The sequence below is a fragment of the Pseudomonas nunensis genome (genome assembly GCF_024296925.1).
GTDB classification, from domain to species: Bacteria; Pseudomonadota; Gammaproteobacteria; order Pseudomonadales; family Pseudomonadaceae; genus Aquipseudomonas; species Aquipseudomonas nunensis.
This window is the reverse complement of sequence record NZ_CP101125.1, coordinates 2,527,197-2,550,853: the sequence shown is the minus strand read 5'-3', so window position 1 is coordinate 2,550,853 and position 23,657 is coordinate 2,527,197. Positions and strand designations below refer to the sequence as shown.

Here is a 23,657-nt window from a genome sequence, read left to right as displayed (position 1 = left end):
TGCTTTGCGGATAGACGAATACCGGGATGATTTTCCCGTGCCGTTTCGGGAACGTTTTATTGCTTGATGACGTATCCATACGCCCGAATGCGACCACCCTCTTCGGTCTTGAGGTAGACACCCTGTAATTCGGGATTGAAGCCAGGCAAGCGATTGATTGCATCCTGTAGCGCCAGGAAATAGCTCAGCGCCGCACCCGACCACACTTCACCGGGGACCACACACAGAACCCCCGGCGGATAAGGTAGAGCCCCCTCGGCGGCGATTCGTCCTTGGGCGTCTTCGAGTGCGATCAGTTCCACTTTGCCGCGCACGAACTCAAGATTCGCCTCGCGGGGGTCCATTACCACTGTGGGCATGTGAGCTTTGCGGAACATGTCCTTTTGCAATTGTTTGACGTTATGTCCTGCGTAGAGCTGGTGCATTTCCAGGCACAACTGGCGGATGCTGTAGTCCTTGTAGCGTGCTTCGTGGGCGCGATAGATACCCGGCAACACTTCGGCCAGTGGCGCGTCGTCGTGGATAAAACGCTCGAAGCGCGCGATCTGCGCGACCAGGTGCTGCATCTTGGCCTGGCTTTCGGCTGGCGTGAGCAAGAACAGAATGGAGTTCAGATCGCTTTTTTCCGGGACCATGCCGTACTGGCGCAAGAACGTGGCGAGGACTCCGGCATGGATGCCGAACTCCGTGTATTCGCCCGTCGTCGCATCAATGCCTGGGGTGGTGAACAACAATTTGCACGGATCGATGAAGTATTGATTCTCGGTATAACCCTCGAAGGCGTGCCAGCGCTCCTCGGGATGAAACATGAAGAACCGCCGGTTAGTAGCGATTTCATCGGTTGGATAATCCTGCCAGTAACGCCCGTCGATGGTCGGCGGCACGAAAGGCCTGATCAAGGTGCAGTTATCCATCACCAATTTTCGGGCTTCAATGCCGGCGCGAACGCACTCGTCCCAGAGCCGGTGACCACTGCGACCGCTGTGCATCCGCGCATTGACATCGAGTGAGGCAAACAGCGGGTAAAACGGGCTAGTGGACGCCTGGGCCATGAACGCGTTGTTCAGACGATGATGATTGCAGTAGCGCTCCTGGCCTTTGATGTGGCGATCCTTTTTGTGGATCTGCGACGCCTGGGAGAAGCCCGCCTGCTGCTTGTGAATCGACTGTGTGACGAAGATACCGGGATCGTCCGGTCCCAGTTCGAGCAGCATCGGCGAGCAGTCCTTCATCATCGGAATGAACTGCTCATAGCCGACCCACGCCGAGTCGAAGAGGATGTAGTCGCACAGATGGCCGATGCTATCGACCACCTGCCGAGCGTTGTAGATGGTGCCGTCGTAAGTGCCCAACTGAATCACGGCCAGCCGGAATGGCCGGGGAGCGTCTGCCTTATCTGGCGCAACCCGGCGCAATTCGTCACGCAGGTAGGATTCGTCAAAACAGTGCGCATCGATACCGCCAATGAAGCCGTAGGGGTTACGTGCGGTTTCCAGGTACAGCGGTGTAGCACCGGCTTGAAACAAGGCGCCCTGATGGATTGACTTGTGATTGTTGCGATCGAACAGCACGACATCGCCCGGAGTCAGCAAGGCGTTGGTCACGACCTTGTTCGACGCTGAAGTGCCATTCAAGACAAAATAGGTTTTGTCTGCGTTGTAGACTTTCGCGGCACGCTTTTGCGCTTCCAGAGGCGCCCCTTCATGGATGAGCAAATCGCCCATTTCCACGTCGGCGTTACAGCGGTCGGCACGAAACAGCGTCTCGCCAAAGAAGTCGAAGAATTGGCGACCCGCCGGGTGCTTGCGAAAGAACTGTCCGCCTTGATGCCCCGGGCAAGCAAACGTCGAGTTACCGCGCTCGACATAGTGTTTGAGCGCACCGAAGAAAGGCGGCAGCAATGCTTCCTCGTATTGACTGGCCGCTGTTTCCAGTTTGTCGCCGTAGTACTCGGCCTTCCCGGTGCCCAAGTCGAACACTCCGCTGATTTGCAGCAGGACGTGTTCAATGCTTGGCAGGTTTTCCCGAGACAGTTCGTCCTTGGCGCTGACGGCAAAGAAAATCGGGATATCGAATCCAGATCGACTGATGACATCGAGCAAACCGTTTTGAACATCCGCGCCGGTAATTACTGCGGCGGCAACATCCGTCAGGTCGGTTTGAGAAAAGTCCACGACTTCGCGCGAGGTTAAAAAACTGCTACGTGAGGCTGCGTTAGCGGCCACTTTTAGTTTATTCACCGATTTTATCTCTGAGGAAGGCCTGAGCGCCCAGTGATGGAGCCTGCACCTGGGTTGTTATGCAGCGGACCAGATAACGCCCCTCCTCCACTTCGACGCCATGGGTGTCATGAGTGAACCCGGGGAAATGCCGGTCAAAGCTTTCCAATGCGTTGAGGTAGCCGAGTACCGCACCATCGGCTGCGCCAGCGTTTTCACCCGGCATCAACAATGGAATACCCGGCGGATAAGGTACGACGGCAGTCGCCACGGTACGGCCCGCCATATTTTCGAGGGACACAATTTCAAGGTTGCCGCGTACCAGCTGCTCATAAGCCATTACTGGGCTCAGATCAGGTACCGGTAACATCGAGAATGCTTGTGACATTGTTTCGGTGGTGCGCAACTCGACCATCGTGACAAACATGGTTTCACAGAGGTCACGTAGCCCCATGCCCTGATAACGGAGCGGATGTGCGGCCAGCAGCCCGGGCAGTACTCGATCCAAAGGGGCGTTGGCGTCGTAATCGCGCTTGAAGTCGAGCAATGCATTAACCAGCGTCCCCCACTTGCCCTTGGTGACGCCGATGGAGAACAGCACCAGAATGGTGAAATCGGTGGTTTTCTCGACCACGATGCCCTGCCGATCCAGGTAGGCCGTGACCACTTGGGCAGGTATACCAAGCTCGCTCATGGCGCCGCCCGGCAGAATACCCGGCGTGGTAATCGAGACCTTGATCGGGTCGAGCAGGCAATAGCCATCCTCTATGTCGCCAAAGCCATGCCAGGCGGCATTGGGCTTGAGGACCCAGCAAGCCGGGTCGCTCGCCAGCAAGGCCTCGTCGACGATATGAAAAGGTACAGTCTGGCCTGTATCGGGAAGGGTCACCGTGTCCGGTTGCCAGACATTGAAAAACCACTCGCCGCGGCCTTGAAATTCGCCATTGAGCCGGGCGAGCATGCGCCGAAAGGCAATCGCCTCGCGAATGGCATCGCCTGTCAGGGCCTTGCCGCCCGGGCCGTCCATCATCGCGGCGCTGACATCATTGGAGGCAATGATGGCGTAATTCGGCGACGTCGAAGCGTGCATCATGAACGACTCGTTGAATCGTGCATGATCGATAGGGCGCCGGCCGTCTCGAACATGAATCATTGAGGCCTGGGACAAAGCCGCCAATAATTTATGAGTGGACTGGGTGGCAAACACCGTCGGCCGGTCTGTACCGTGATCGCCCGGCTCGCCATGCATGGCGAAACGTTCGCGATAAATCGGATTAAAGCGTGCATAGCCGAACCAGGCTTCGTCGAAATGCAGTCGGTCGACGCTTGCACCCAGCAGCCCCTCGACTCGCGATACGTTGTAGCAGAGGCCGTCGTAGGTAGAGTTGGTGATGATCGCGTGCATCGGCGTCGGGTCTGTCCCATCACTCACCAGCGGGTTGTTGGAGATGCTCTCGCGGATCGCCTCGACGGTCATGTGCTGTGGGGGGATTGGCCCGATCAAACCGTAGTGGTTACGCAGAGGCACCAGATAGGTTGGTATCGCCCCAGACATCGTCATGGCGTGCTCGACCGACTTATGGCAGTTGCGATCACACAGGGTGACTTGGCCGCGGGTCACGCTGGCCATCAGGATTACCCGATTGGAGGTCGAAGAACCGTTGGTGACATGGTAGGTACGATGGGCGCCGAAGACCCTGGCCGCATACACTTCGCTGGCGCCGATGGGGCCGGAGTGGTCGAGCAACGAACCAAGTTCACCGACGGAAATCGACAAGTCGGAACGGAACAGGTTTTCACCAAAAAAATCGAAGAACGCGCGTCCCACTGTCGACTTCAAAAAGGCCGTGCCACCGGTGTGTCCCGGGGTGTGCCAGGAGTATTCATAGACTTGGGAAAAGCGTACAAGCGCGCCGAACATTGGCGGCAATACCTCGTCCCGATAGCGCTGGATGGCGGCGATGATTCGCCCACCGATAAAGACGCTGGTGTCTTCCAGCAGCCAGATGAAATCATCCGATTTCTGCATGGCATCCAGCCCAATGGTGGCTGCACTGCTGCGGTCGGCCAGGAGAAAAATCGGCACCGCTTCACTGCGTTCACGTACGGCATCCAGCACGCTCATTGCTATCTCATGGCTGTCGTCCAGACTCAGGTCCCAATCGAGCAAGACACATTGCACCATCGGGTCGGAGTGGATGATGGCAATCGCATCCAGTGCCGATTGCGCCAATATGACTTCCACCTGACGCCCTTCCAATACCTCGGCTAACTCTCTCACCGCGCGGCCTGCCGCCGTTTTATTCGAAAGCTCTTCATGTATGAGTAAGACTTTCATACCGAGACGTCGTTGCTTCTCAAGGGGCATCGCAACCTCCAGATTGGATAAATGAAACCGGGACCGATTAAAGAACTCTAATTCCCTCATCAATCGTGAAAACTGTATGCAGTTGACGACGAACTATGATCAACGGAGGAACCATGCTTTGGAGTATTGGTTTACGAAATTCCGCTGGAATTAGTTTGTTTAATTGTTTTCAGCACGGCGTGCCCGGCACAATCCAAGATTTCATTTATTCGGTGAGAGGGGTGGCGAAATCTCCCCCACAACAATCCACACAGAGGTCACCACATTAATTGAGAAGTAAACTCAGGGCATGAAATATTTGACTGTTGGGTTTGAATGCCCATTTTTCAGAAATCCGCTCTGAAAATCACATTGACAGCCAGTACTGCTTTTCCCCATAACTCTTTTCCTTCCCCGCAATCATAATGCTCGCGCTTAACTCGGGAAAGCATCGGAATCTACTTACGCAACACCCATAAAACCAGGGCTCGACCACAGGAAAAGAGCGACAGTCTTTATAGAACTGGCGCCGTCATGAGTAAATATACTCAAATCATTCATCGAACCCTTGGAACCCTTGTTTCATCGCTAAACCTTGTTGGTATCAGCCTCGCTGACAAAACGTTTCAAGCTGCGGTATATCGATAATTTCGACGCTACGGCCTTCGAAAGTCATCAGACGTAGAGCGCGCAAGCGCGCAATAGCCCGGCAAATCGTTTCGGCCCTCACGCCAATGAACGATGCAATATCCTCACGCGACATTCGCAAAAGAAAGCAGTGTGCAGAGTACCCCCTTACTGCAAAGCGCCTGGAGAGGTCGAGCATGAAGATTGCCAAGCGCTCTTCTGCGGTGCAGTGGCCCAAAGTGATTAGCATATTCTGGCTGCGGATAAGCTCCCTGCTAAGCATTCTGTTCAAGTTTAACTGCAATACGGGGATATCCCGAGCAAGATTTGCCAGCCGTTGACAAGAAATAAGATTCACTTCACTGTCTTCCAAAGCCGACACCGTGCATATATGCCGTTCGCCAGTGATCACTTCCAAGCCCATAGGTTCTCCGGACATCGTAAATCCGGTGACCAAACTATGACCTTGTTCGCTTACAAGGGTTGTCTTAAAACTGCCACGCCGAACAAAATATAAATACTGCGACGGATCTCCCGCGCGATACAGCTCTATGCCTTTACTAATACGAACTTTATGAATGATTAATTCGTCAAAACGTTCACGGTCTTCCTCAGAGCAGTGCGACGACAAAAACACTTCATGAATGGTGGATTGATCAAGGGTTTTTATTGAAGGGTAAGACCGCGCAAAATGTGGCGTCAACGGTCGTACTTGTCCGGTATTGAGCAGCATCATGCGCACTCCAGCATTTTATGGACATCCATCAGCCGCCGTTATCCGAAGGCCGGCGTCAGGTCGAGTTCATGAATGATTTCGTTATCGCCAGTAGACGGGTAGCGGCTGTGGAACCCAAGGCTTCGCGCCAGGCGATGCATACCGAAGTTGTTGGTCTGATGAATCGACATCATTTTATTGAAGCCATTACGTCGCGCCGCAACGATCAAGTGCTCCATCAATAGCGTTCCCATGCCTTGACGTTGCCAGTGATCCGCGACAACTACCGCACACTCACATTGTCGGCCATCGGCAGTGACGGCATAGCGGCTGATTCCGACAGCGGACAGATGGCCGTTTTCGTGAACCATCGCGATGTATGCCATGCGATTACGATAATCCACGTCCATCATCTGATCCAGGAGTGGCACATTCTCTTGCCCTATCGCCCCGAAAAAACGAGTACGAAAAGACTCGGCGGACAGCTGGTTAATGAAACCGAACTCGAGTTGGCGATCTTGCTCATGCAATGGACGGATGAGTACGTGGGTGCCGTCGTTCAAGGCTTCGATCCAGTGCTCATCGGGTGACGCGTGGCCCAGCGCCGCCAGAATTTTTTCTACTGCATAGTCAGTCAACATGATGAGCACCTGTATCAAGGAATGGGAAAGTGACGTCAGGGAATGAGTTGCCAGGTATGGCGGGCAATTTCTTCGTCTTCCCGCGAGTCAAAAACGCGCACTGTGCAGGTGGACTCAAGGGTACTTATCAGGTCACTGCCTGACTGGTTCAGCGCGCTATCCAAGTGCAAACCGGTCCAGGTCAGCCCATTACAAATATTCGCGCGTACCTCGGCATCGTTCTCGCCGATCCCCCCGGTGAAAACCAGTGTGTCGATGCCGCCAAGCACCGCCATCATTGCGGCGATCTGCTTGGAGGCCGAATAACAGAACATCGCGATTGCCAGTCGGGCGTCTGCCTGAGTAGGGGACGCGATCTTTAGCGAGCGCATGTCAGCGCTGAGTCCAGAGATGCCAAGCAAACCGGATTGCCGATCAACCAGCGTCTCTACCGCCGCCACATCAAGTCCTTTCTGGCGTATCAGGTAAATCAGCACCCCGGGGTCCAAGTCGCCGCTGCGAGTGCTCATGATCATTCCGCCGCAGGGTGTCAGGCCCATGCTGGTGTCGACTGATTGACCAGCACGCACTGCAGTGATGCTCGCTCCGTTACCCAGATGGGCGATGATCAGACGCCTGGGCAGACTGGACCCGAACCGCCGGACAATGGACTCGCAAGACAGCCCATGAAAGCCATAGCGCTGGATTCCCTGCTCGCGAAGTTCTTTGGGCAATGCCAACACGCAGGCAACCTCAGGCATTTGTGCGTGAAATCCCGTGTCAACGCACACCACCTGTGCAACCTCCGGGAAGTGTCTGGAGGTTTCCTCAATGACAGACAGCGCCATCGGCGTGTGCAAAGGCGCAAAGCCAATCACCTGTTGCAGTTGCTCAAGCACCTGTTTGTTGATGCGACATGGCTGGCGTAGCGCCGGGCCACCATGTACGACGCGATGCCCGATGCCATCCAAAGGTCCTGATTGCGTCTGCTCCAGCAACCGTTCAACCTCATGCAACGCGTGCTTCGTTGTGATCATGGGCACTGATTCTCCAACGAGTGGTTGCTGGTGTGCGTTGATCGCTTCAAAGCGCCCGGCTTGGGTGCCGAGCGCCTGTGCTTCACCTGAAATCAACTTCTGGACGCGATCACCCGTGACTCGATAAACACCAAACTTCAGTGAAGACGAGCCGCTGTTGAGCGCTAAAATCAGACGCTCCCGTCCCGACGCCAACTCGCCGTCCGGTTCGGCATTTGTCAGGTTTAGACTGTCCATTGCCAATCCCGCACCTGCGGCAGATCTTCGCCATGCTCGCTGATGTAACGTTTGTGGCACTGGATCATCGTCCAGTAACGTTCTCGCGCACGGTCCACCTCACTACGCAGGCGCGGGATGCGTTCGATAGCGTCCAGGGCCAACTGATAACGATCCAGGTTGTTGAGCACTACCATGTCGAACGGCGTGGTGGTCGTACCCTCATCACGGAAACCGCGCACGTGAAAATTGTCATGATTGGCTCGTCGATAGGTCAACTTGTGAATCAGCGCGGGGTATCCGTGAAAAGCAAAAATGACGGGTCTGTCGTTGGTAAACAACTCGTCGAAATCATTGTCCTGAAGGCCATGGGGATGCTCGTCATTGGGCTGCAAAACCATGAGATCAACTACGTTGACCACCCGAATTCGAATGTCGGGGATGTACTCACGCAACAGCATGACGCTGGCCAGGGTCTCAAGCGTCGGTACGTCGCCGGCACAGGCCATAACGACATCCGGCCCCTCCGGCCCCTCAGTCCCCGCCCAGTTCCAGATCCCGGCTCCGGCAGTGCAATGACGAATGGCGGATGGCATGTCCAGCCACTGCCACTCCGGTTGCTTACCGGCAATAATCAGGTTGATGTAGTCGTGACTGCGCAAGCAGTGATCAGTGACCGACAATAAGCAATTGGCATCCGGCGGCAGGTAGATGCGCACGGTGTCGGATTTCTTGTTGGCGACGTGATCGATAAACCCCGGATCCTGATGCGAAGAGCCATTGTGGTCCTGGCGCCAGGTGTGTGAAGTCAGGAGGTAATTGAGTGAAGCGACGGGTTTGCGCCAGGGAATTGCTTTAGATTCTTTGAGCCACTTCGCGTGCTGGTTGAGCATTGAGTCGATGATATGGATGAACGCTTCATAGCAGGAAAACAGGCCGTGGCGACCGGTTAACAAGTAACCTTCAAGCCACCCCTGGCACAAGTGTTCGCTCAGGACTTCCATCACGCGTCCATCGGCGCTGAGATTGAGATCGACCTCTTCAATCCTGGCCATCCAGGCTTTGCCGGCCACCTGATACACAGCGTCCAGGCGATTCGATGCAGTCTCGTCAGGACCGAATAGCCGAAAATTGCCGGATGCGAGATTGCGCTGCATGACGTCTCGCAAGTAGTTACCCAGTACGCGGGTCGCTTCCGCCCTGACCGCACCGGGTCGGTTAATGGGCACGGCATAATCGTGAAAGTGTGGCAGCGATAATGGCCGTAACAACTCTCCCCCGTTGGCATGAGGGTTGGAACCCATACGCTGATGACCGGTCGGGGCCAGTTCAGCCAGATCTGCACGGAGCTGGCCGTTCTTGTCGAATAGATCTTGGGGCCGATAACTGCGCATCCACGACTCAAGCAGTTGCAGGTGCTCAGGTTTGCTGAAGTCGGCAATCGGGACCTGGTGTGCACGCCATGTGCCCTCTACAGGCAGCCCGTCGACCCACTTGGGTCCGGTCCAGCCTTTGGGTGTGCGCAGGATAATCATCGGCCAGGTGGGACGTTGCGGTCTTTCACTTCTGAGGGCCTGACGGGCAGTCGTCTGAATGTCACGAATGCTCTGCATGACGATATCGAGCGTGGCTGCCAGTGCTTGATGCACCAGTAACGGATCATCGCCCTCGACGACATAAGGCTCATAGCCATAGCCACGCATGAGCGCGATCAGTTCTTCATGAGGAATACGTGCCAATACACTCGGATTGGCAATCTTGAAACCGTTGAGATGCAGGATGGGGAGTACGGCGCCATCCCTGATCGGGTTGAGGAACTTGTTCGAGTGCCAACTGGCTGCCAGCGCGCCGGTCTCCGCTTCACCATCACCAATCACACAGGCAACGATCAACTGAGGATTGTCGAACGCCGCCCCGAAGGCATGCACCAGGGAGTAACCCAGCTCACCTCCTTCATGGATGGATCCGGGCACTTGCGCCGAGACGTGACTGGAAATCCCGTTTGGCCAGGAAAATTGACGGAAGAGCCTGCACAACCCGTTGTGATTACGCTCTATCGCTGGATAACGCTCGGTATACGAGCCCTCAAGGTACGTCTGCGCAACGATACCGGGGCCGCCATGGCCAGGGCCCGCAATGAAAATCATGTTGAGGTCAAAGGCCTTGATCACGCGGTTGAGGTGCACATAAAGCAAGTTCAGACCCGGTGTCGTCCCCCAATGTCCCAGCAGTCGTGGCTTGAGGTGTTCAAGTAACAAGGGCACTTCAAGCAAAGGATTGTCTTGCAGATAAATCTGCCCGACGGACAGATAGTTGGCTGCACGCCAATAGGCATCCATGTCCTGCAACTGTTGAGTCGTAATTCCCTGGCGCATTGTTTTCTCCTTAACGGGTGGCTATCAGCTATACAGCCGACGGAACACCGCGGGTAACAGATCCGGCAGATCTTCTGCCAGTAGTCCGGGACCAAATTCGGCAGCCGCCGCACCGTGCAACCAGACTCCCGCTGCGGCACTGTCAAAGGCCGACATTCCTTGCGCTAGCAGACCCAGAATAATTCCACTCAAGACATCGCCCGTCCCAGCGGTGGCTAAAGTTGGCGGTGCATTGGCGTTGATGATTGCTCTGCCGTCGGGGGCGGCGATCACGGTGTCACTGCCTTTGAGGACCACGACTGCCCCGCAACGCCGGGCAGCGGCTCGGGTGCGGGTCAGCTTGTCGCCAAAGGGATCAAAAACCCGGCGGAACTCGCTCTCATGGGGCGTCAACACGCATGGACCGTGAATGGCTCGATCCAGCGCGCCGGGTTCATCCTGGAATGCGGTGATCGCATCGGCGTCGATGATGGTTGGGCGGCCAGTGGCAAGCATTGCCAGAGCATGACCGAAGGTTTCCTTGTCAACGCCGGCACCCGGGCCAATCAACCAAGCGGAAAAGCGGCTGCCATTGAGCAAGTGACCGAAGTCTTCCGGCGTCAGCCATGGACGTACCATGATGCTGTCCAGCACTGTGGCATAAATGGGAAACGCTATTTCAGGCACCGCAATGGTCGTGAGACCCGAACCGGCTCTCGCTGCACCTCTGGCAGCCATTCGAGCCGCCCCCGTCATTGGATACCCGCCGAAAATCAGGGCATGGCCACGGCTGTGTTTGTCGGTGTCCGACGTGGCTCGCGGCAGGTTGGCCAACCACAGTGCTGGATGATTTTCATATGTTTGGGGCGCGATGGCATCGAGCACCGCTTTCGGGGTGCCAATGTCCGCAACGATCACTTCGCCACACAAGTCTCGCCCTGGTAGCAGCAGGTGGCCTGGTTTCTTGCGGAAAAAAGTCACGGTCAGCACTGCCGGAACCGCCCCTAGCGATTCACCGCTATCGCCCATCACGCCGCTAGGCGTATCGATTGCGACAATGGGGACAGTGCCATGGCTGGCGGCGGCAAGCGTTTCCAGCGCCTGGTCTTGCAGTGGGCGACTGAGGCCTGCGCCGAATAGAGCATCAACGATTAACTCGGCACCTTCGAGCACCTCGGGACTCAACGCTTCAACTTCCCCAACCCATCGTTGGGCATGCTGCCGCGCTTCGTCCTTGAGGCTGAATCGGCTCCCCAGCATTGCCACCCTCACCGGCCAGCCTGCTTCTGCCAGCACGTGGGCGGTGACGAAACCATCACCACCGTTATTACCTGGCCCGCACAGCACCAACACAGGTCTCGGTGTCCAGTGGCACTCGATTTCGTGCGCCACTGCCGCACCGGCATTGGCCATCAATTCAAAAGACGACACACCGGCAGCGACCGAGCGCCGATCGGCTTCGGCCATCTGCCCAACGGTAAGTAAGGCGCACTGGCGATTTGTCAGCACAGACTCGGAAATCAACATGTTCATGCTCTACCACTCTTTCAAACCGCACTGAAGTCGATAACCACACGCGATGGAACATCTCCGTGTTCGAGGCGCTCGAAAATCTGGTTGATCGCCGACAACGGCTGCAACTCGATGTCTGCCTTGACCTTGCCCTGAGCAGCAAAGGTCAGCGCCTCGGCCATGTCCTGACGAGTGCCGACAAACGAGCCGCGAACGGTGATGCAGTTGGCGACCACATCGAACAGCGGCACCGGAAACTCACCGGGCGGCAACCCCACCAGCACGCAAGTCCCGTGTTTACGCGTCATGGCGACGCCTTGATTGAATGCGCTGAGCGAGGGCGCGGTGATAAGCACGCCATGACCACCGCCGCCAGTAGCCTCTTTCGCCGCTTCGACCGGGTCGCCTTTTTTGGCATTAACCACGGCATCGGCTCCAAGTCGGGTGGCATGGGCCAGTTTGCGGTCATCAATATCAACGGCGCAGACTCGCAGCCCCATGGCCTTGGCATATTGAACAGCCAGGTGGCCCAGTCCCCCCACACCGGAAATCACAATCCACTGCCCCGGCCGGGCCTCGGTTTCCTTGATGCCTTTGTAAGTCGTGACGCCGGCACAAATGATTGGCGCGGCCTCTCTCGGATCAAGGCCATGGGGAATGTGTGCGACGTAGTTCGGGTCTGCCAGAATGTATTCGGCAAAGCCTCCATTCTTTGTGTAGCCACCGAATTGTGCTTGGGCACACACCGTCTCCCAGGCCGACAGACAGTATTCACAATGCCCGCAGGCCGAATACAGCCACGGCACACCGACCCGCTCGCCTTCCTTGACACTGGTTACTCCGGCCCCGAGGGCTGTGACGATACCGATGCCTTCGTGTCCCGGAATAAAAGGCAAACCCGGTTTGAGCGGCCAGTCGCCACGGGCCGCATGCAGGTCGGTATGACAAACCCCGCAGGCCTCGGTACGAACCAGAATCTGCCCGGGACCGGGGGTTGGAATATCGCAACGTTTAAGCACCAGCGGCTGGCCGAATTGTTCAACGACGGCAGCCAGCATTTGGAGTGTCATGGGAGCTTCCTTTTTGATGGGTCCCGTACATGGGGCCACATGAAGTGACAAGCAGGTCCAGAAGGTGGGCCGATTTCCGGTGTGCGCTGCACCTTGCGTATCAACTGGCGGCGGACAAACCCAAGCCCCTGACCGCTTCAATCATGCTCGACATGACGACCTAAGCGGGCACGAATTAGCGCAGAACTCGGCGCCTTGAGTGGGCGCGACGCGGCCTTAAACCGGAGCGTCAACGGAGACGTAACGCACCAGTTTTTTGTTAACGAAGGTCTGGATGCCTATATCGCCCAACTCACGCCCGTAACCGGAGTTCTTAATCCCTCCGAAGGGCAATTCAGCATCTGACCAACTGATGTTGTTGATAAACACCATGCCGGTATCGATCCGGCTGGCGAGTCGCAGACCACGGCCCACGTCTCTTGTGAACACCGAGCCACCCAGGCCGAAATCCGAGTCATTGGCTAGCGCGATCGCCTCTTCTTCATCCTTGACCCGGAAAAAAAGCACGACAGGGCCAAAGAATTCATCTCTGAAAGCCGGATTGTCGGGCGCGATGTTGGTCAGGATGGTCGGACTCATGTAAGCGCCCGGACGACGAATTCTCTCGCCGCCAAGCAGTACCTCGGCGCCGTTAAACACAGCGTCTTCGACCTGCGCCAGCAACTGCTGCAGGGCCGACTCTGTCGACATGGGCCCCAGTGTCGTGCTCTCGTCCATCGGGTTGCCTGGCTTAAGCGCAGCCAGTGCTGCCTGAAAGCGCTCAATAAATACATCTGCGACTTCTTCAAGCACGATAAAGCGCTTGGCGGCGCAACAGGTTTGCCCGCAGTTGTACATACGCCCCCAGACCGCCCAGTTGACGGCGAGGTCAAGGTCGGCGTCCTCCAGTACGATAAACGCGTCGCTGCCGCCCAGTTCCATCGATGAAGGCTTGAGGTTGGCTCCGGCCCGCGCCGCGAGACTGCGGCCGGCGGCTACGCTACCCGTAAGGGCGACACCTTTGACGCGTGCGTCGTCCACCACGCGGTCCGACTGCTCATGGGAAATCATCAGGTTGGTGTAGAGGCCCAAGGGTGCTCCGGCCTCGACCAACAGCGACTCGAAAGCCATCGCGCATTGCGGAACACAACCGGCGTGCTTGACCACCAACACATTGCCCGCCATGAGATGCGGCCCTGCGACACGTGCCAATTGGTAAAAAGGAAAGTTCCAGGGTTCAACGCCGAAAATCACCCCGATAGGGCTGCTTTCCATATGGGCTTCGCCCTGTTGGGGGTGGAGTCTTTGGCGTGCCAAAAAGCGCTCAGCATTTTTTGCGTAATAGTCCAGGATATCGGCGCTGAAGGTCACTTCACCACTGGCTTCGCTGATGCGTTTCCCCATCTCCAATGTTGCCAGTCGAGCCAGGTCTTCAACCCTGGAGTGCATCAGTTCTGCCGCCCTGCCAATCACTGCGGCACGTTGCGCATAAGAGGTATGTTTCCAGCTCTGAAAACAATGCTCTGCGGCCGCAAGCTTTTCTTCCAACTCGAGATCGCTGATTTGTTCAAAGCTTTCCAGCAACTGGCCGTCACTGGGATTAACACTTGTATAAGCCATGACGAATGCCTTCACTTGAGTGAACACAGGCCGATGGATTTCGGCTGAGAGCCCACAAGGGTTATTCCCTATGGGAGTGCTCTGGTAGTGGCTAAATGCGCAGTTCTCTCGAAACGAAAGCGCCGTGATTTCAATCCCCGAGCACAGCTCGCACCGCATCGATGTCGTGGCTGCTGCCATGCACCATTAATAAATACTCGTCAGCCTTGAGGGCGGTTTCGTATTTGATGACCTGGTCTTTGCTTAACCCCATATTTAATAGCGCTGCGCCGAGTGCGGAGACACCGCCGACAATCACAGCGCCCTCCAGCGCACTCACCAACAGGGCCACCAAAGGACCCGCCAAGGCAACGAGCCCCAGGCCAGGCAGGAAGAAAAATGCCGGCGTAATAAGAAGCCCCCAGACACTGCCCCAAAGAGCTCCCATAGCGCCCCAAGACTTCACTTTGTCTCCCAACTGGTAAAAGCCGATCGGGTGTTCTTCCGTGTGATAGCCCTTACCCACGATTGAGAGTTTCTTTACGTCAAAGTCTGCCTGGCTCAGAGCACGTATCGCACTTTCGGCTTCGGCATGGGTTTTAAAGATGTAGAAATCAGAACGGTTAATGCTCATGGTCTGAAGCCTGCTCATGGGGACGTATCTGAAAACGGTGCAAGACACACGCGTCCTGTTGCCGAACACCACATGAGGATCAGTAGCTGACGATGATGTTGTTCTGCACATTCTTGACGCCAGCCGCACTCCAGGCTGAATGCATTGCCAACTCTCGCTCCGCCCAATTGTCGACTGTCCCGGACAAGGTCACATCGGCACCGTGGACTTCGACCGTAATCTTCTGCGAATCGATAATTGCCCGACGTTTGAGCGCTTCAGTGATCTCGACCTTAACGCCTCTTACCGAAACCGCGGATTTGATTGAAATGTTGTTATTGATACCCTTGACGCCCATCAGGTTTCGGACTGCACCTTCCGCTTCCCTGCGTTGGTATTCCCACTCCACGTCCCCCGTCAAACTCACCCAACCGCCTTCAACCTGAATCTTGATAGAGTCTTTGGGTAGATTGGTTGCCCACTCCAGGGCGCTATCGGCAGAACGCGCGACATCGGCATCATTACGCTGGCTCAAGCCTGGGAGCTTCACGTCCATTTCCACGGCCAGCGCACGAACACCCGAGATCTTCTGTACGGCTTGCTCGGCGGCCCACTTCTCGACGTAACTGTTGACGTGTCCGGCGAGGGTCACGATGCCATCCTTGACCTCAACACCGATCTGTTCGGCGTTGACCGAGGGCTCCCAGCGCAACTCCGCAAGGATGTCGTTTTTCAGTTCCTGATCGGTTTTCATGAATTCAATCCCGAATTATGTGGTTGCCGCTGCGGCTTTTGTCACAAGGCCGCTCATCAATCAGACCCCGTGGCTTCAACGTCAAAGCAGTCGTTGCAGCTGCGCAGTGGCAGAGTCAATCAAGTTAGGCGCCTGATTTGCTCATGAGTAGCCTCGGAAACTACCTACACTCTCGGCTGAAGCCATCGCACAGCAGGCCAACTGCAATGAGCAAATTCATGCGTCGTCATGCCGAAACCCATACCAGCAGCCGTATAGGCTGGCTCAGAGCGGCTGTGCTGGGGGCAAACGATGGAATTGTGTCGACCGCCAGCCTGTTAATCGGCGTTGCAGCCGCCAGTACCACGCACAACGCGCTGATCGTGACGGGTGTCGCGGGGCTCGTAGCGGGCGCTATGTCGATGGCGGCAGGTGAGTACGTTTCCGTGCACTCCCAGGCCGATACCGAGCACGCTGACTTGGCAAGAGAGAAAAAAGAGATCGAAACAAAGCCTGCGGCTGAACATCAAGAGCTGGCACATATCTACGTCGGCCGAGGGGTTGAGCCTGAACTGGCCAGACAGGTGGCCATCCAGTTAATGGCGCACGATGCCCTGGGTTCACACGCCCGAGATGAACTGGGTATTTCCGAGGAGCTGAGTGCCAAGCCTCTTTCCGCAGCGTTCGCGTCTGCGACGAGTTTCACCGTCGGCGCCATTTTGCCGGTCACCGTAACGCTGATAGTGCCGCTTCAGAGCGTGATCCTTTGGATATCGATCATGTCACTTGTTTTCCTCGCCACATTGGGCGCCGTCGCCGCAAAAGCCGGGGGCGCTCCCTTGCTGGCGGGGGCCTGGAGGGTGACATTTTGGGGAGCTTTGGCGATGGTTATTACCGCTGTGGTTGGCAGACTCTTCGGGGCGATTGTCTAGCGCTAAAAACGTGGTTGTCACGATTCAGGAGGGGGAACAAATCATCGTCAGGAATTCATTTTCAACACTGACACCAGAAGGCGCTTTGTCATCCGAAAGGATCAGCTCGCCGCTGTAATAGGCAAAATAAACCGAATTTGTCGTTCCTCGCTGGCGAGCAAAACTACACACGGCAAGGTCACGGCGCTCGGTATTCACTGCGGTCGCGTAGAGCGGGTCGAACACCCATCCGTCGCCCTCCAGCCCGGTCAGCGCTTTGGTCTTGGCTACGTAGTCGTCCTTGGCGGTAACCGGCACCTTGATGCGGGGCTGACTGAGGTTTTCGATCGAGTCCGGCGTGGTCATTTTTTTTTCAGTCGGAGCATGTACGCAGCCGACAAGGCAAGCACACATCAGACTCAGCAAAATACTCATTTTCATAGCGGTGCCATTCAATTGAATTGGAATGCGCCTGTCGTTAATTGGCGCGACCGGCCTTTTTGAGCATAAGTTGTGCGCGCGCATTGGCTTCGTCTGCCGATTTCTTTGCCTCCAGGGCTGCACGCAGTGCCTGATCTGCTTTGGCCGCCGACTGATCCGCGTGCACTCTGGCCGCTGTTGCCATGTCTTCGGCGCCGCTTATCCGGGCGTCAATCTCCTGTCGGCGGTGACTGCAACCGGCAGTCATCGCCAAGACCACGATCAATGAAGTAGTCAGGGTGAGTTTTCTCATGGTGTCACTCCTTGGCGCCTGAATAGGCGTAGTTCGGTCTGCCGATGCAGAGAGATCACCCTATTCGGTAGTTGGCTCTGAAAGAAGGCTCGGAAACTACCTAGGCAAGGGATATGCAGATCCGCAGCACTTAAACACCCATGTCATGCAACGCCTTGAAGGCCTTGAACAAGACACGAGGATCCGTCGCGCCCTTGTAGACTTTTGGCGGTTTGCGTTTGAGCCCCAGCAAACTGGAAACTGCGCATTGCGCAGTACGTATCGAGTACTCCACGGTGAAGACGACGTCGTTAGGCAGTTCACAGTACTGCCCTATAAAGGCCAGGTTTTTGTATCCCTCGGGCACGACCTGAGGTCGATCGCCCTCCTCTCTCGGCATGAACTGACTGGTGATGAACGGCATCATGCAGGGAATGCAGATTGCGCTTTTCAGGATGGCCTGGCTGTCTGAACCAAAGTGCAGATGCCCAAGCAACTCCGTCATGATTTCCCGCCCGGTACAGGCAGACATCGGGATATTGACGAAATTGCCCGGGACGTCGACATGCAACCCGTAGCCCCAAAACACGCTGACTTCCTCGGGCTGGTCAATAAAGTGAGGCTGGAATGGCACCACTATCGACATCAACCAGTTGGACTCAGGAAAGGTTATTAAACCGCCCTCCCCCGGTACGTTGCCGGTAAATTCCACGGTCCGTCGCAAAAAGACCGGATCGCTGAGGGTCGTCGTGAACGATACCCACTTGGTCGCATCGATATGATTGGAAAACACCTGTGGGTGGCCGAACTCGGGCCTGCCTTTTGCCAATGTTTCCCAAAGAGCCCAAGCGCCTTTGATCGCTTTGCTTTTCAATTGCGGAGCTTGATCCATGCCTCCAATGCTCGACGCTTCGGTCATGGAACCAAGCGTCACTAACACGTAATCACAGCTTCGAACATCGACGACTGACTGCCCACCATTGCGCTCGTAGAGGATACGCTTGACGCTTTTTCCGTTGTTTTGCTCACGCAAATGCATATCCGTCACGCAAGCCCCTTGCTCAAAGACCACGCCGTGCTCGACCAGCCATTTGTGCAAGGGCCTGACCAGCGAATCGTACTGGTTGTAGACCGTTCGCATGATGCCTTCGAGCCGATTGAATCCCGCCACCATGTGTGCGAAGCGCACGATGTAGCGACGGAATTCCGCGGCACTGTGCCAAGGTTGAAAAGCAAACGTGGTGCACCACATCAACCAGAATTGAGTCTGGAAGAACGACTCTGAAAACTGATCGGCGATCGTGGTTCGTCCCAATGCTGCTTCCGACTCGATTGCGATCCTCTCGATCGTCAGAATGTCACCCTCGGTAAGTCCGAATTCCGGAGCCGTTTCCCTGAGACCGTTGCGGGCAAGTCGTGACTTGGAAGACGTGTGCATCCGTTCATTCCAGGCGAGTGTCTCCTGCGTGACGGTTGTTTTGCCATCAAGGGTCGGAATCGACGCGAACAACTCCAGAGTGCATACATACTTGCTCTCGAACATCCGTCCCCCCCGAAGCACATAACCGTCCTGTGCCGATCCTCCACCATCAAGACTACCCCCGGGCGTGTCGAGTTTTTCGAAGAGGGTGATGTTGCGCCCGATGACATCGCCATCACGGATCATGAACGCGGCCGCAGCCATGGCGGCTATTCCCCCGCCTACGAGGTAGAAACGCGGCTCAGTTTCACTCGGTGCATTTGTTTGCGAGTCATCTTTATCGGTCATGGGTCGTACTCTGAGTGCCGAGTCGTCGAAAAGCACCCCCGTAGAGATGCGCCGGTATGAATTTCAGGGTATGAGGAATTACAGTGGGGGCGACAGACTCGGAAACTACCTAGGGGTTTTCTGTAAGCAAGGCATTCTGTAAGCGACCGTCGGTCGGAGACCTTTGGCGACATACACTGGTACAAACGTAGGCGCGGTTCAGCAATGGCGGGGTAACTTTTAGCAGGTCAGTTGGGAATGCCATTTACAACGTTGCTGACTCGAACAGCATTGAAGCGTGGACATTGCGTAGCGACTAAAGGGGTGTAGGATCCAAGGAGACGTATTCCTTCGGAATGCATTGCTGCGAGATCACAATGCCAGTTCGCCTTCCACTCGACGCTGGAACGGCCACGCCCAAGGTGATTACCCCATCTCCTTCAGCCGATGCTGCAACGCTGGGCTCGAAAGAGCAATTGACGCCGAAGAACACAACCGAATCCACTCACCAGTTGCGCTCCTTGAACATCGAGCTGACTGAGATGAATGATCAGCTTCGTGCTTCGCTCGAACAGCAACGGACCGCCTCGCTTGTTTCACTGAACGTGCTGAATAGCATGAACATCGCGGTCATTCTGTTAGACGCAAATCTGAATATCCGCTTGTTCACCCCCGCTAGTCAGTCACTATTCAACATTCTTACCCAGGACATTGGGCGACCACTGGCTGACCTATGTCCGATGGCAACCGATGTCAATCTGCTGGATGATGCCAAAACTGTCATGCGTGATATGACCCCGCTGGAGCGAGACGTCGAATCGCGTAGTGGAGTGAGTTTTACCCGTCGGATTTCGCCCTATAACAAACAAGATGATTTTGTTGAAGGTGTGATCATTACCTTTACCGATATCCGCGATAAAAAGCAGGTCACCCAAGCGCTTGAAGACGCAACGCAGAAAGCGGAACTCGCTAACGCCACCCGGATACGCTTTCTCTCCTCCGCCAGTCATGATCTGCGCCAGCCTTTACAAACACTCAAGTTGTTGCAAGGCCTGCTGCTGGGCATTCTCAAAGATGAGCAACCTCGCAAGCTGACGGTCAGGATTGGCGAAACCGTGGGCGCAATGTCCGGAATGCTGAATGCCCTTCTGGATATCAACCACATTGAAACCGGCGCGATCCTGGCAAACCCCGTCAGCTTTCGAATGAGTGACCTGCTGGATCGACTCGCTGACGAGTTCCGCTACAAGGCAGGTGCCAAAGGTTTAAAACTGAAGGTAGTTCCTTGTCATCTTTCGGTGGAAAGTGACCCGCGCCTACTGGAGCAAATGTTGCGCAATCTGCTGTCCAATGCGCTGCAGTACACCCACGAAGGTCGGATACTTCTGGGCTGCCGCCGCCACGGCCGGTGGCTCAGCATTGAAGTCTGGGATACCGGTATAGGCATGGGGTCATCGGAGCAGGAATTAATCCTCAAAGACTACGCGGCGCCTATAGAAAACTTCAGTCTGGGGAATGGCACAGGATTACTTATCGTTAAACGCTTGTGCACCGTGTTGGGCCACCGTTTACGTGTGCAATCGAGTCTTGCAAAAGGGTCTGCATTTTCTATTGACGTCGCTTTATCCCGTGAAAGCGCAGCCCTGCCAAGCGCGGCGCAAGAAAATGATTTACAAGAGCACGGCCCAGTAACCAACAAAGAAATGATCCTGATTGTCGAGGATGACGTTGAACTGCTCGAATTACTGGGCGGCCTGCTCAAATCCGAAGGATATCAAGTGGCAATGGCGATCGACGGTGTCACGGCGCTCGAAAGCGTCACACATCGAGGCGTCCAACCTGATCTGATACTGGCTGACTTCAATCTGCCAGGATCGATCAATGGCTTGCAACTAATCAGCCAGCTGCGCAAAAGACTGCACCGCAGCATTCCCGCCATCATCCTGACTGGTGATATTTCACGACAGACCTCCCGTGACGTGGCGTTCGAGCACTGTACTCAGCTCAACAAACCGGCGAAGCTCAAAGAGGTCATCTTTGTTATTACTTCGTTGCTTTCACAACAACGTCTGGCGATTGTCGACGATGAGCAACTCGATAAAAACGAGTCATGCGATACAAGGACATCGATCATATTCGTGGTTGATCGCGACGATCTTTTTCGCGATACGATTCGAGGAGTCCTTGAATCAAGCGATTATCTAGTCCAGGACTATGCGTCATGCGAGGCGTTTCTGGAGGACTACTCCCCCGGGCTACGGGCATGCTTGCTGGTTGATGCTCATCTGCCGGGAATGGAAGGCCTTGATCTCCTGCATCGATTGAGAAGCAACGGCGACGATTTGCCTGCCGTAATGATCAGCGGTAGCAGTGAAGTGTCGATTGCTGTAGATGCCATGAAGGCTGGCGCTTCGGACTTTATTGAAAAGCCATTTGGTCGAAGTGAGGTTCTTCAAAGTGTTGCCAGAGCGTTGGAACACTCGCGTGATTCGAATAAAAAACTGGCCTGGACTCACGAAGCCACCCAATGCATTAACAACCTCACTGACCGTCAGCGCCAAATCATGGACATGGTGCTGGCAGGTCACCCGAGCAAGAACATCGCTGTCGAGCTCGGGATCAGCCAGCGCACCGTGGAAAATCACCGCGCTTCGATCATGACTCGCACTCATTCCAAGTCCATTCCTGCACTGGCTCGTATTGCACTTGCAGCCCAGCGCCTATCGTGCTGATGAGTAATGCCGATCATGCCAAGTGATGAACAGAGACGTTGCGTGCCAATGCTGTACGTACAGGGGCATGACCAGTACAGCGCTGGCCAGGTGGCCGAGGCGCTTGTACTGACACTTGAAGAAATACGAGCCGCGCTGACACCGATCATCGGACCACAGGCAGTGACTGCGCTTTACCGACGTAGCCTGCTCCTGTGCGCAGCGAATCATCCTTTTTTCGAATCTGTCCATGAGTACGAAGAAACGGTGATGAATACATCATCCCTGAAAGCTTTGTTGGCTAAACAGAGCCACGCTGATGCCCGTCAATCAGGTGATGCACTGATCAGCACTTTTTATACATTGCTGGCCTCCCTGATCGGCCCCTCGCTCACAGAGCAACTCGTGGGCGATTGCACGGCGGGCTCCATGGACCGAACCAATCATCAGAGCAGCGAGAAATGAGTACCAGCGTACAGATCAACCGTCTGTCTACCGGTGTCCCGGGGCTCAATGAAGTTCTCGGTGGCGGCCTGCCGGAGTTCTCGTTCAACCTTATCGCCGGACCGCCAGGCAGCGGCAAGACAACCCTTTCCCACCAGATGATGTTTGCCTTGGCCACCCCCGAGCGCCCCGCGCTGTATTTCACGGTCTTGGGTGAACCGCCTTTGAAGATGTTGCGCTACCAGCAGCAATTCGAGTTTTTTCAGAGTCAGGCGCTCAACCACTCAGTGCGCTACATCAACCTCTCCATGGACACGCTGGCCGGTGACCTTGACGCGGTATTAGCGCGCGTCGTCAGTGAAGTGGAAGCCTACAGTCCCGGCTTAGTGTTTATTGATTCGTTCCGTTCAGTGGTGTTGGCAAGTCAGACACAAGCCAACCCCAACAACAACCTGCCGCAGTTTGTGCAAGAACTGGGGGTGATGATGACCAGTTGGCAGGCGACAACATTCTTGATAGGCGAGTACTTTTCCCCGGCCGAGAGTAATCCCGTCTTCACCGTGGCCGATGGCTTGATCTGGATGGGCCAGACGGTGCAGCGCAATTCGATGGTGCGACAAATGCAGATCATGAAAATGCGTGGGCAATCGACCTTGCCCGGGCTGCATACGTTTCGCATCGATCAAACAGGCGTTACCGTATTCGCCCCTGTGCAAAACAGTGTGGAACCACTTGCTGCCCAATCAGCGACACGCTCGCGCTTGAAGATTGGCATCTCGGGTCTTGACGAAATGCTTGGCGGGGGCCTTCCAAAGGGTTATTCACTTCTGGTAGCAGGACCATCCGGCTCAGGCAAAACCATTTTGGCCGCTAGCTTTCTCGCCGCCGGTGCGAACCAGGGTGAAACGGGGGTGATTGCAGTGTTCGAGCAGCATCCGAACCGCTCACAGAGCCCTGAGCTTTCACGCTTGATCGAAGCAGACCGGGTGGGACTGGTGAACAGCCGCGCTTCGGACCTGTCCATCGACGAGATCGTTCATCTGTTGCTTCTTGAAGTAAAACGGCTCGGCGCCACACGCGTTGTCATCGACTCGCTTTCGGGTTTTGAATTGGCTTTGGCGCCGACGTTTCGGGATGACTTTCGTGAATCACTGTTGTGTCTGGTCAGTGCCTTGAGCCAGGCGGGTGTCAGCACACTGATGACTTGCGAGCTTGAAGATCGCTACACCGACCTTCGTTTCAGCCCTTACGGCACTGCCTTCATGACGGATGCCATCATCGTTCAGCGCTATATCGAAATCGACAGTCGCCTACTGCGCGTTATGGCCGTGGTCAAAGTACGCGCCAGTGCTCACTCTGATGAATTGCGACGTTACGACATCAACGAAGATGGAATCGTGGTTGGCCAACCATTAAGGGATCGTGAGGGACTATTGGGTGGGCGACCTTCGCAGAAGCTCCTCCGAGACGAATAGAACAACTCTTTACCCG

At 55.6% G+C, this 23,657-nt stretch carries 18 protein-coding genes; 4 read left to right on the top strand and 14 right to left on the bottom strand.

All coding sequences use genetic code 11. From position 1 onward, the window contains the following. Window positions 1-56: 56 nt before the first annotated feature. From speF to NK667_RS10860, 11 genes are all read right to left on the bottom strand, one after another. Window positions 57-2,240 (bottom strand): ornithine decarboxylase SpeF, encoded by a 2,184-nt coding sequence (gene speF / locus NK667_RS10910; RefSeq protein WP_054614703.1) that lies wholly within the window; start codon window positions 2,238-2,240, stop codon window positions 57-59. After that, a complete protein-coding gene (locus tag NK667_RS10905; RefSeq protein ID WP_054614702.1) occupies window positions 2,233-4,587 on the bottom strand; it encodes an Orn/Lys/Arg family decarboxylase in 2,355 nt (784 codons plus the stop codon). Before NK667_RS10905 ends, speF begins: the two co-directional genes overlap by 8 nt. Before the next feature lie 583 nt (window positions 4,588-5,170). Continuing rightward, on the bottom strand, window positions 5,171-5,929 hold the full coding sequence (locus tag NK667_RS10900) for a helix-turn-helix domain-containing protein (RefSeq protein WP_236708578.1): 759 nt from the start codon (window positions 5,927-5,929) through the stop codon (window positions 5,171-5,173). A gap of 38 nt (window positions 5,930-5,967) precedes the next feature. Next, window positions 5,968-6,549, bottom strand: coding sequence for a GNAT family N-acetyltransferase (locus NK667_RS10895; protein WP_054614701.1), 582 nt, complete (start codon window positions 6,547-6,549; stop codon window positions 5,968-5,970). A 35-nt stretch (window positions 6,550-6,584) separates the two neighbouring features. Then, window positions 6,585-7,802 carry an acetate/propionate family kinase gene (locus NK667_RS10890; protein ID WP_083471304.1) on the bottom strand — a complete coding sequence of 406 codons (1,218 nt, stop codon included), beginning with the start codon at window positions 7,800-7,802 and terminating at the stop codon, window positions 6,585-6,587. After that, complete coding sequence (locus tag NK667_RS10885; RefSeq protein ID WP_054614700.1) at window positions 7,790-10,156, bottom strand: phosphoketolase family protein; 2,367 nt, start codon at window positions 10,154-10,156, stop codon at window positions 7,790-7,792. The genes NK667_RS10890 and NK667_RS10885 overlap by 13 nt, the downstream gene beginning before the upstream one ends. 24 nt (window positions 10,157-10,180) lie before the next feature. After that, window positions 10,181-11,668 carry a bifunctional ADP-dependent NAD(P)H-hydrate dehydratase/NAD(P)H-hydrate epimerase gene (locus tag NK667_RS10880; protein ID WP_054614699.1) on the bottom strand — a complete coding sequence of 496 codons (1,488 nt, stop codon included), beginning with the start codon at window positions 11,666-11,668 and terminating at the stop codon, window positions 10,181-10,183. A 14-nt stretch (window positions 11,669-11,682) separates the two neighbouring features. Then, on the bottom strand, window positions 11,683-12,717 hold the full coding sequence (gene adhP / locus NK667_RS10875) for an alcohol dehydrogenase AdhP (RefSeq protein WP_054614698.1): 1,035 nt from the start codon (window positions 12,715-12,717) through the stop codon (window positions 11,683-11,685). Window positions 12,718-12,933: 216 nt separating this feature from the next. Next, on the bottom strand, window positions 12,934-14,316 hold the full coding sequence (locus tag NK667_RS10870) for an NAD-dependent succinate-semialdehyde dehydrogenase (RefSeq protein ID WP_054614697.1): 1,383 nt from the start codon (window positions 14,314-14,316) through the stop codon (window positions 12,934-12,936). A 130-nt stretch (window positions 14,317-14,446) separates the two neighbouring features. Next, a complete protein-coding gene (locus NK667_RS10865) occupies window positions 14,447-14,929 on the bottom strand; it encodes a general stress protein (protein WP_054616246.1) in 483 nt (160 codons plus the stop codon). A 79-nt stretch (window positions 14,930-15,008) separates the two neighbouring features. Further along, entirely contained in the window at window positions 15,009-15,662 is a 654-nt protein-coding gene (locus tag NK667_RS10860) for a BON domain-containing protein (protein ID WP_054614696.1), read from the bottom strand. A 206-nt stretch (window positions 15,663-15,868) separates the two neighbouring features. On the opposite strand from NK667_RS10860, the gene NK667_RS10855 reads away from it, so the two are divergent. Next, window positions 15,869-16,573: a VIT1/CCC1 transporter family protein gene (locus NK667_RS10855; protein WP_054614695.1), complete on the top strand. Its 705-nt coding sequence runs from the start codon at window positions 15,869-15,871 to the stop codon at window positions 16,571-16,573. A 24-nt stretch (window positions 16,574-16,597) separates the two neighbouring features. Here the strand turns inward: NK667_RS10855 and NK667_RS10850 are convergent, their stop codons facing one another. The 3 genes from NK667_RS10850 to NK667_RS10840 form a co-directional block, all read right to left on the bottom strand. Then, a complete protein-coding gene (locus tag NK667_RS10850; RefSeq protein ID WP_054614694.1) occupies window positions 16,598-16,993 on the bottom strand; it encodes a hypothetical protein in 396 nt (131 codons plus the stop codon). 37 nt (window positions 16,994-17,030) lie between these two features. After that, on the bottom strand, window positions 17,031-17,285 hold the full coding sequence (locus NK667_RS10845; protein WP_054614693.1) for an Lpp/OprI family alanine-zipper lipoprotein: 255 nt from the start codon (window positions 17,283-17,285) through the stop codon (window positions 17,031-17,033). A 130-nt stretch (window positions 17,286-17,415) separates the two neighbouring features. Beyond that, window positions 17,416-19,032, bottom strand: a complete 1,617-nt coding sequence (locus NK667_RS10840; protein WP_054614692.1) for an oleate hydratase — start codon at window positions 19,030-19,032, stop codon at window positions 17,416-17,418. A gap of 356 nt (window positions 19,033-19,388) precedes the next feature. Between NK667_RS10840 and NK667_RS10835 the strand changes: the two genes are divergently transcribed. Genes NK667_RS10835 through NK667_RS10825 form a run of 3 tightly spaced genes read left to right on the top strand, consistent with a single transcriptional unit; the run spans window position 19,389 to window position 23,641 of the window. Then, the gene (locus NK667_RS10835; protein ID WP_083471371.1) at window positions 19,389-21,743 is read left to right on the top strand and encodes a response regulator; all 2,355 of its coding nucleotides are present in this window, start codon (window positions 19,389-19,391) and stop codon (window positions 21,741-21,743) included. Between the two features lie 42 nt (window positions 21,744-21,785). Then, window positions 21,786-22,187, top strand: a complete 402-nt coding sequence (locus tag NK667_RS10830) for a hypothetical protein (protein WP_236708577.1) — start codon at window positions 21,786-21,788, stop codon at window positions 22,185-22,187. After that, on the top strand, window positions 22,184-23,641 hold the full coding sequence (locus tag NK667_RS10825) for an ATPase domain-containing protein (RefSeq protein WP_054614690.1): 1,458 nt from the start codon (window positions 22,184-22,186) through the stop codon (window positions 23,639-23,641). The genes NK667_RS10830 and NK667_RS10825 overlap by 4 nt, the downstream gene beginning before the upstream one ends. The last annotated feature ends 16 nt before the right edge of the window (window positions 23,642-23,657 follow it).

Coding starts and splice junctions, on each gene's coding strand:
- NK667_RS10860 (WP_054614696.1), bottom strand. CDS start 15,662: ATGAAAACCGATCAGGAACTGAAAAACGACATCCTTGCGGAGTTGCGC.
- NK667_RS10870 (WP_054614697.1), bottom strand. CDS start 14,316: ATGGCTTATACAAGTGTTAATCCCAGTGACGGCCAGTTGCTGGAAAGC.
- NK667_RS10825 (WP_054614690.1), top strand. CDS start 22,184: ATGAGTACCAGCGTACAGATCAACCGTCTGTCTACCGGTGTCCCGGGG.
- NK667_RS10905 (WP_054614702.1), bottom strand. CDS start 4,587: ATGCCCCTTGAGAAGCAACGACGTCTCGGTATGAAAGTCTTACTCATA.
- NK667_RS10840 (WP_054614692.1), bottom strand. CDS start 19,032: ATGACCGATAAAGATGACTCGCAAACAAATGCACCGAGTGAAACTGAG.
- NK667_RS10890 (WP_083471304.1), bottom strand. CDS start 7,802: ATGGACAGTCTAAACCTGACAAATGCCGAACCGGACGGCGAGTTGGCG.
- NK667_RS10865 (WP_054616246.1), bottom strand. CDS start 14,929: ATGAGCATTAACCGTTCTGATTTCTACATCTTTAAAACCCATGCCGAA.
- NK667_RS10900 (WP_236708578.1), bottom strand. CDS start 5,929: ATGATGCTGCTCAATACCGGACAAGTACGACCGTTGACGCCACATTTT.
- NK667_RS10885 (WP_054614700.1), bottom strand. CDS start 10,156: ATGCGCCAGGGAATTACGACTCAACAGTTGCAGGACATGGATGCCTAT.
- NK667_RS10850 (WP_054614694.1), bottom strand. CDS start 16,993: ATGAAAATGAGTATTTTGCTGAGTCTGATGTGTGCTTGCCTTGTCGGC.
- adhP (WP_054614698.1), bottom strand. CDS start 12,717: ATGACACTCCAAATGCTGGCTGCCGTCGTTGAACAATTCGGCCAGCCG.
- NK667_RS10855 (WP_054614695.1), top strand. CDS start 15,869: ATGAGCAAATTCATGCGTCGTCATGCCGAAACCCATACCAGCAGCCGT.
- NK667_RS10835 (WP_083471371.1), top strand. CDS start 19,389: ATGCCAGTTCGCCTTCCACTCGACGCTGGAACGGCCACGCCCAAGGTG.
- NK667_RS10845 (WP_054614693.1), bottom strand. CDS start 17,285: ATGAGAAAACTCACCCTGACTACTTCATTGATCGTGGTCTTGGCGATG.
- NK667_RS10880 (WP_054614699.1), bottom strand. CDS start 11,668: ATGAACATGTTGATTTCCGAGTCTGTGCTGACAAATCGCCAGTGCGCC.
- NK667_RS10895 (WP_054614701.1), bottom strand. CDS start 6,549: ATGTTGACTGACTATGCAGTAGAAAAAATTCTGGCGGCGCTGGGCCAC.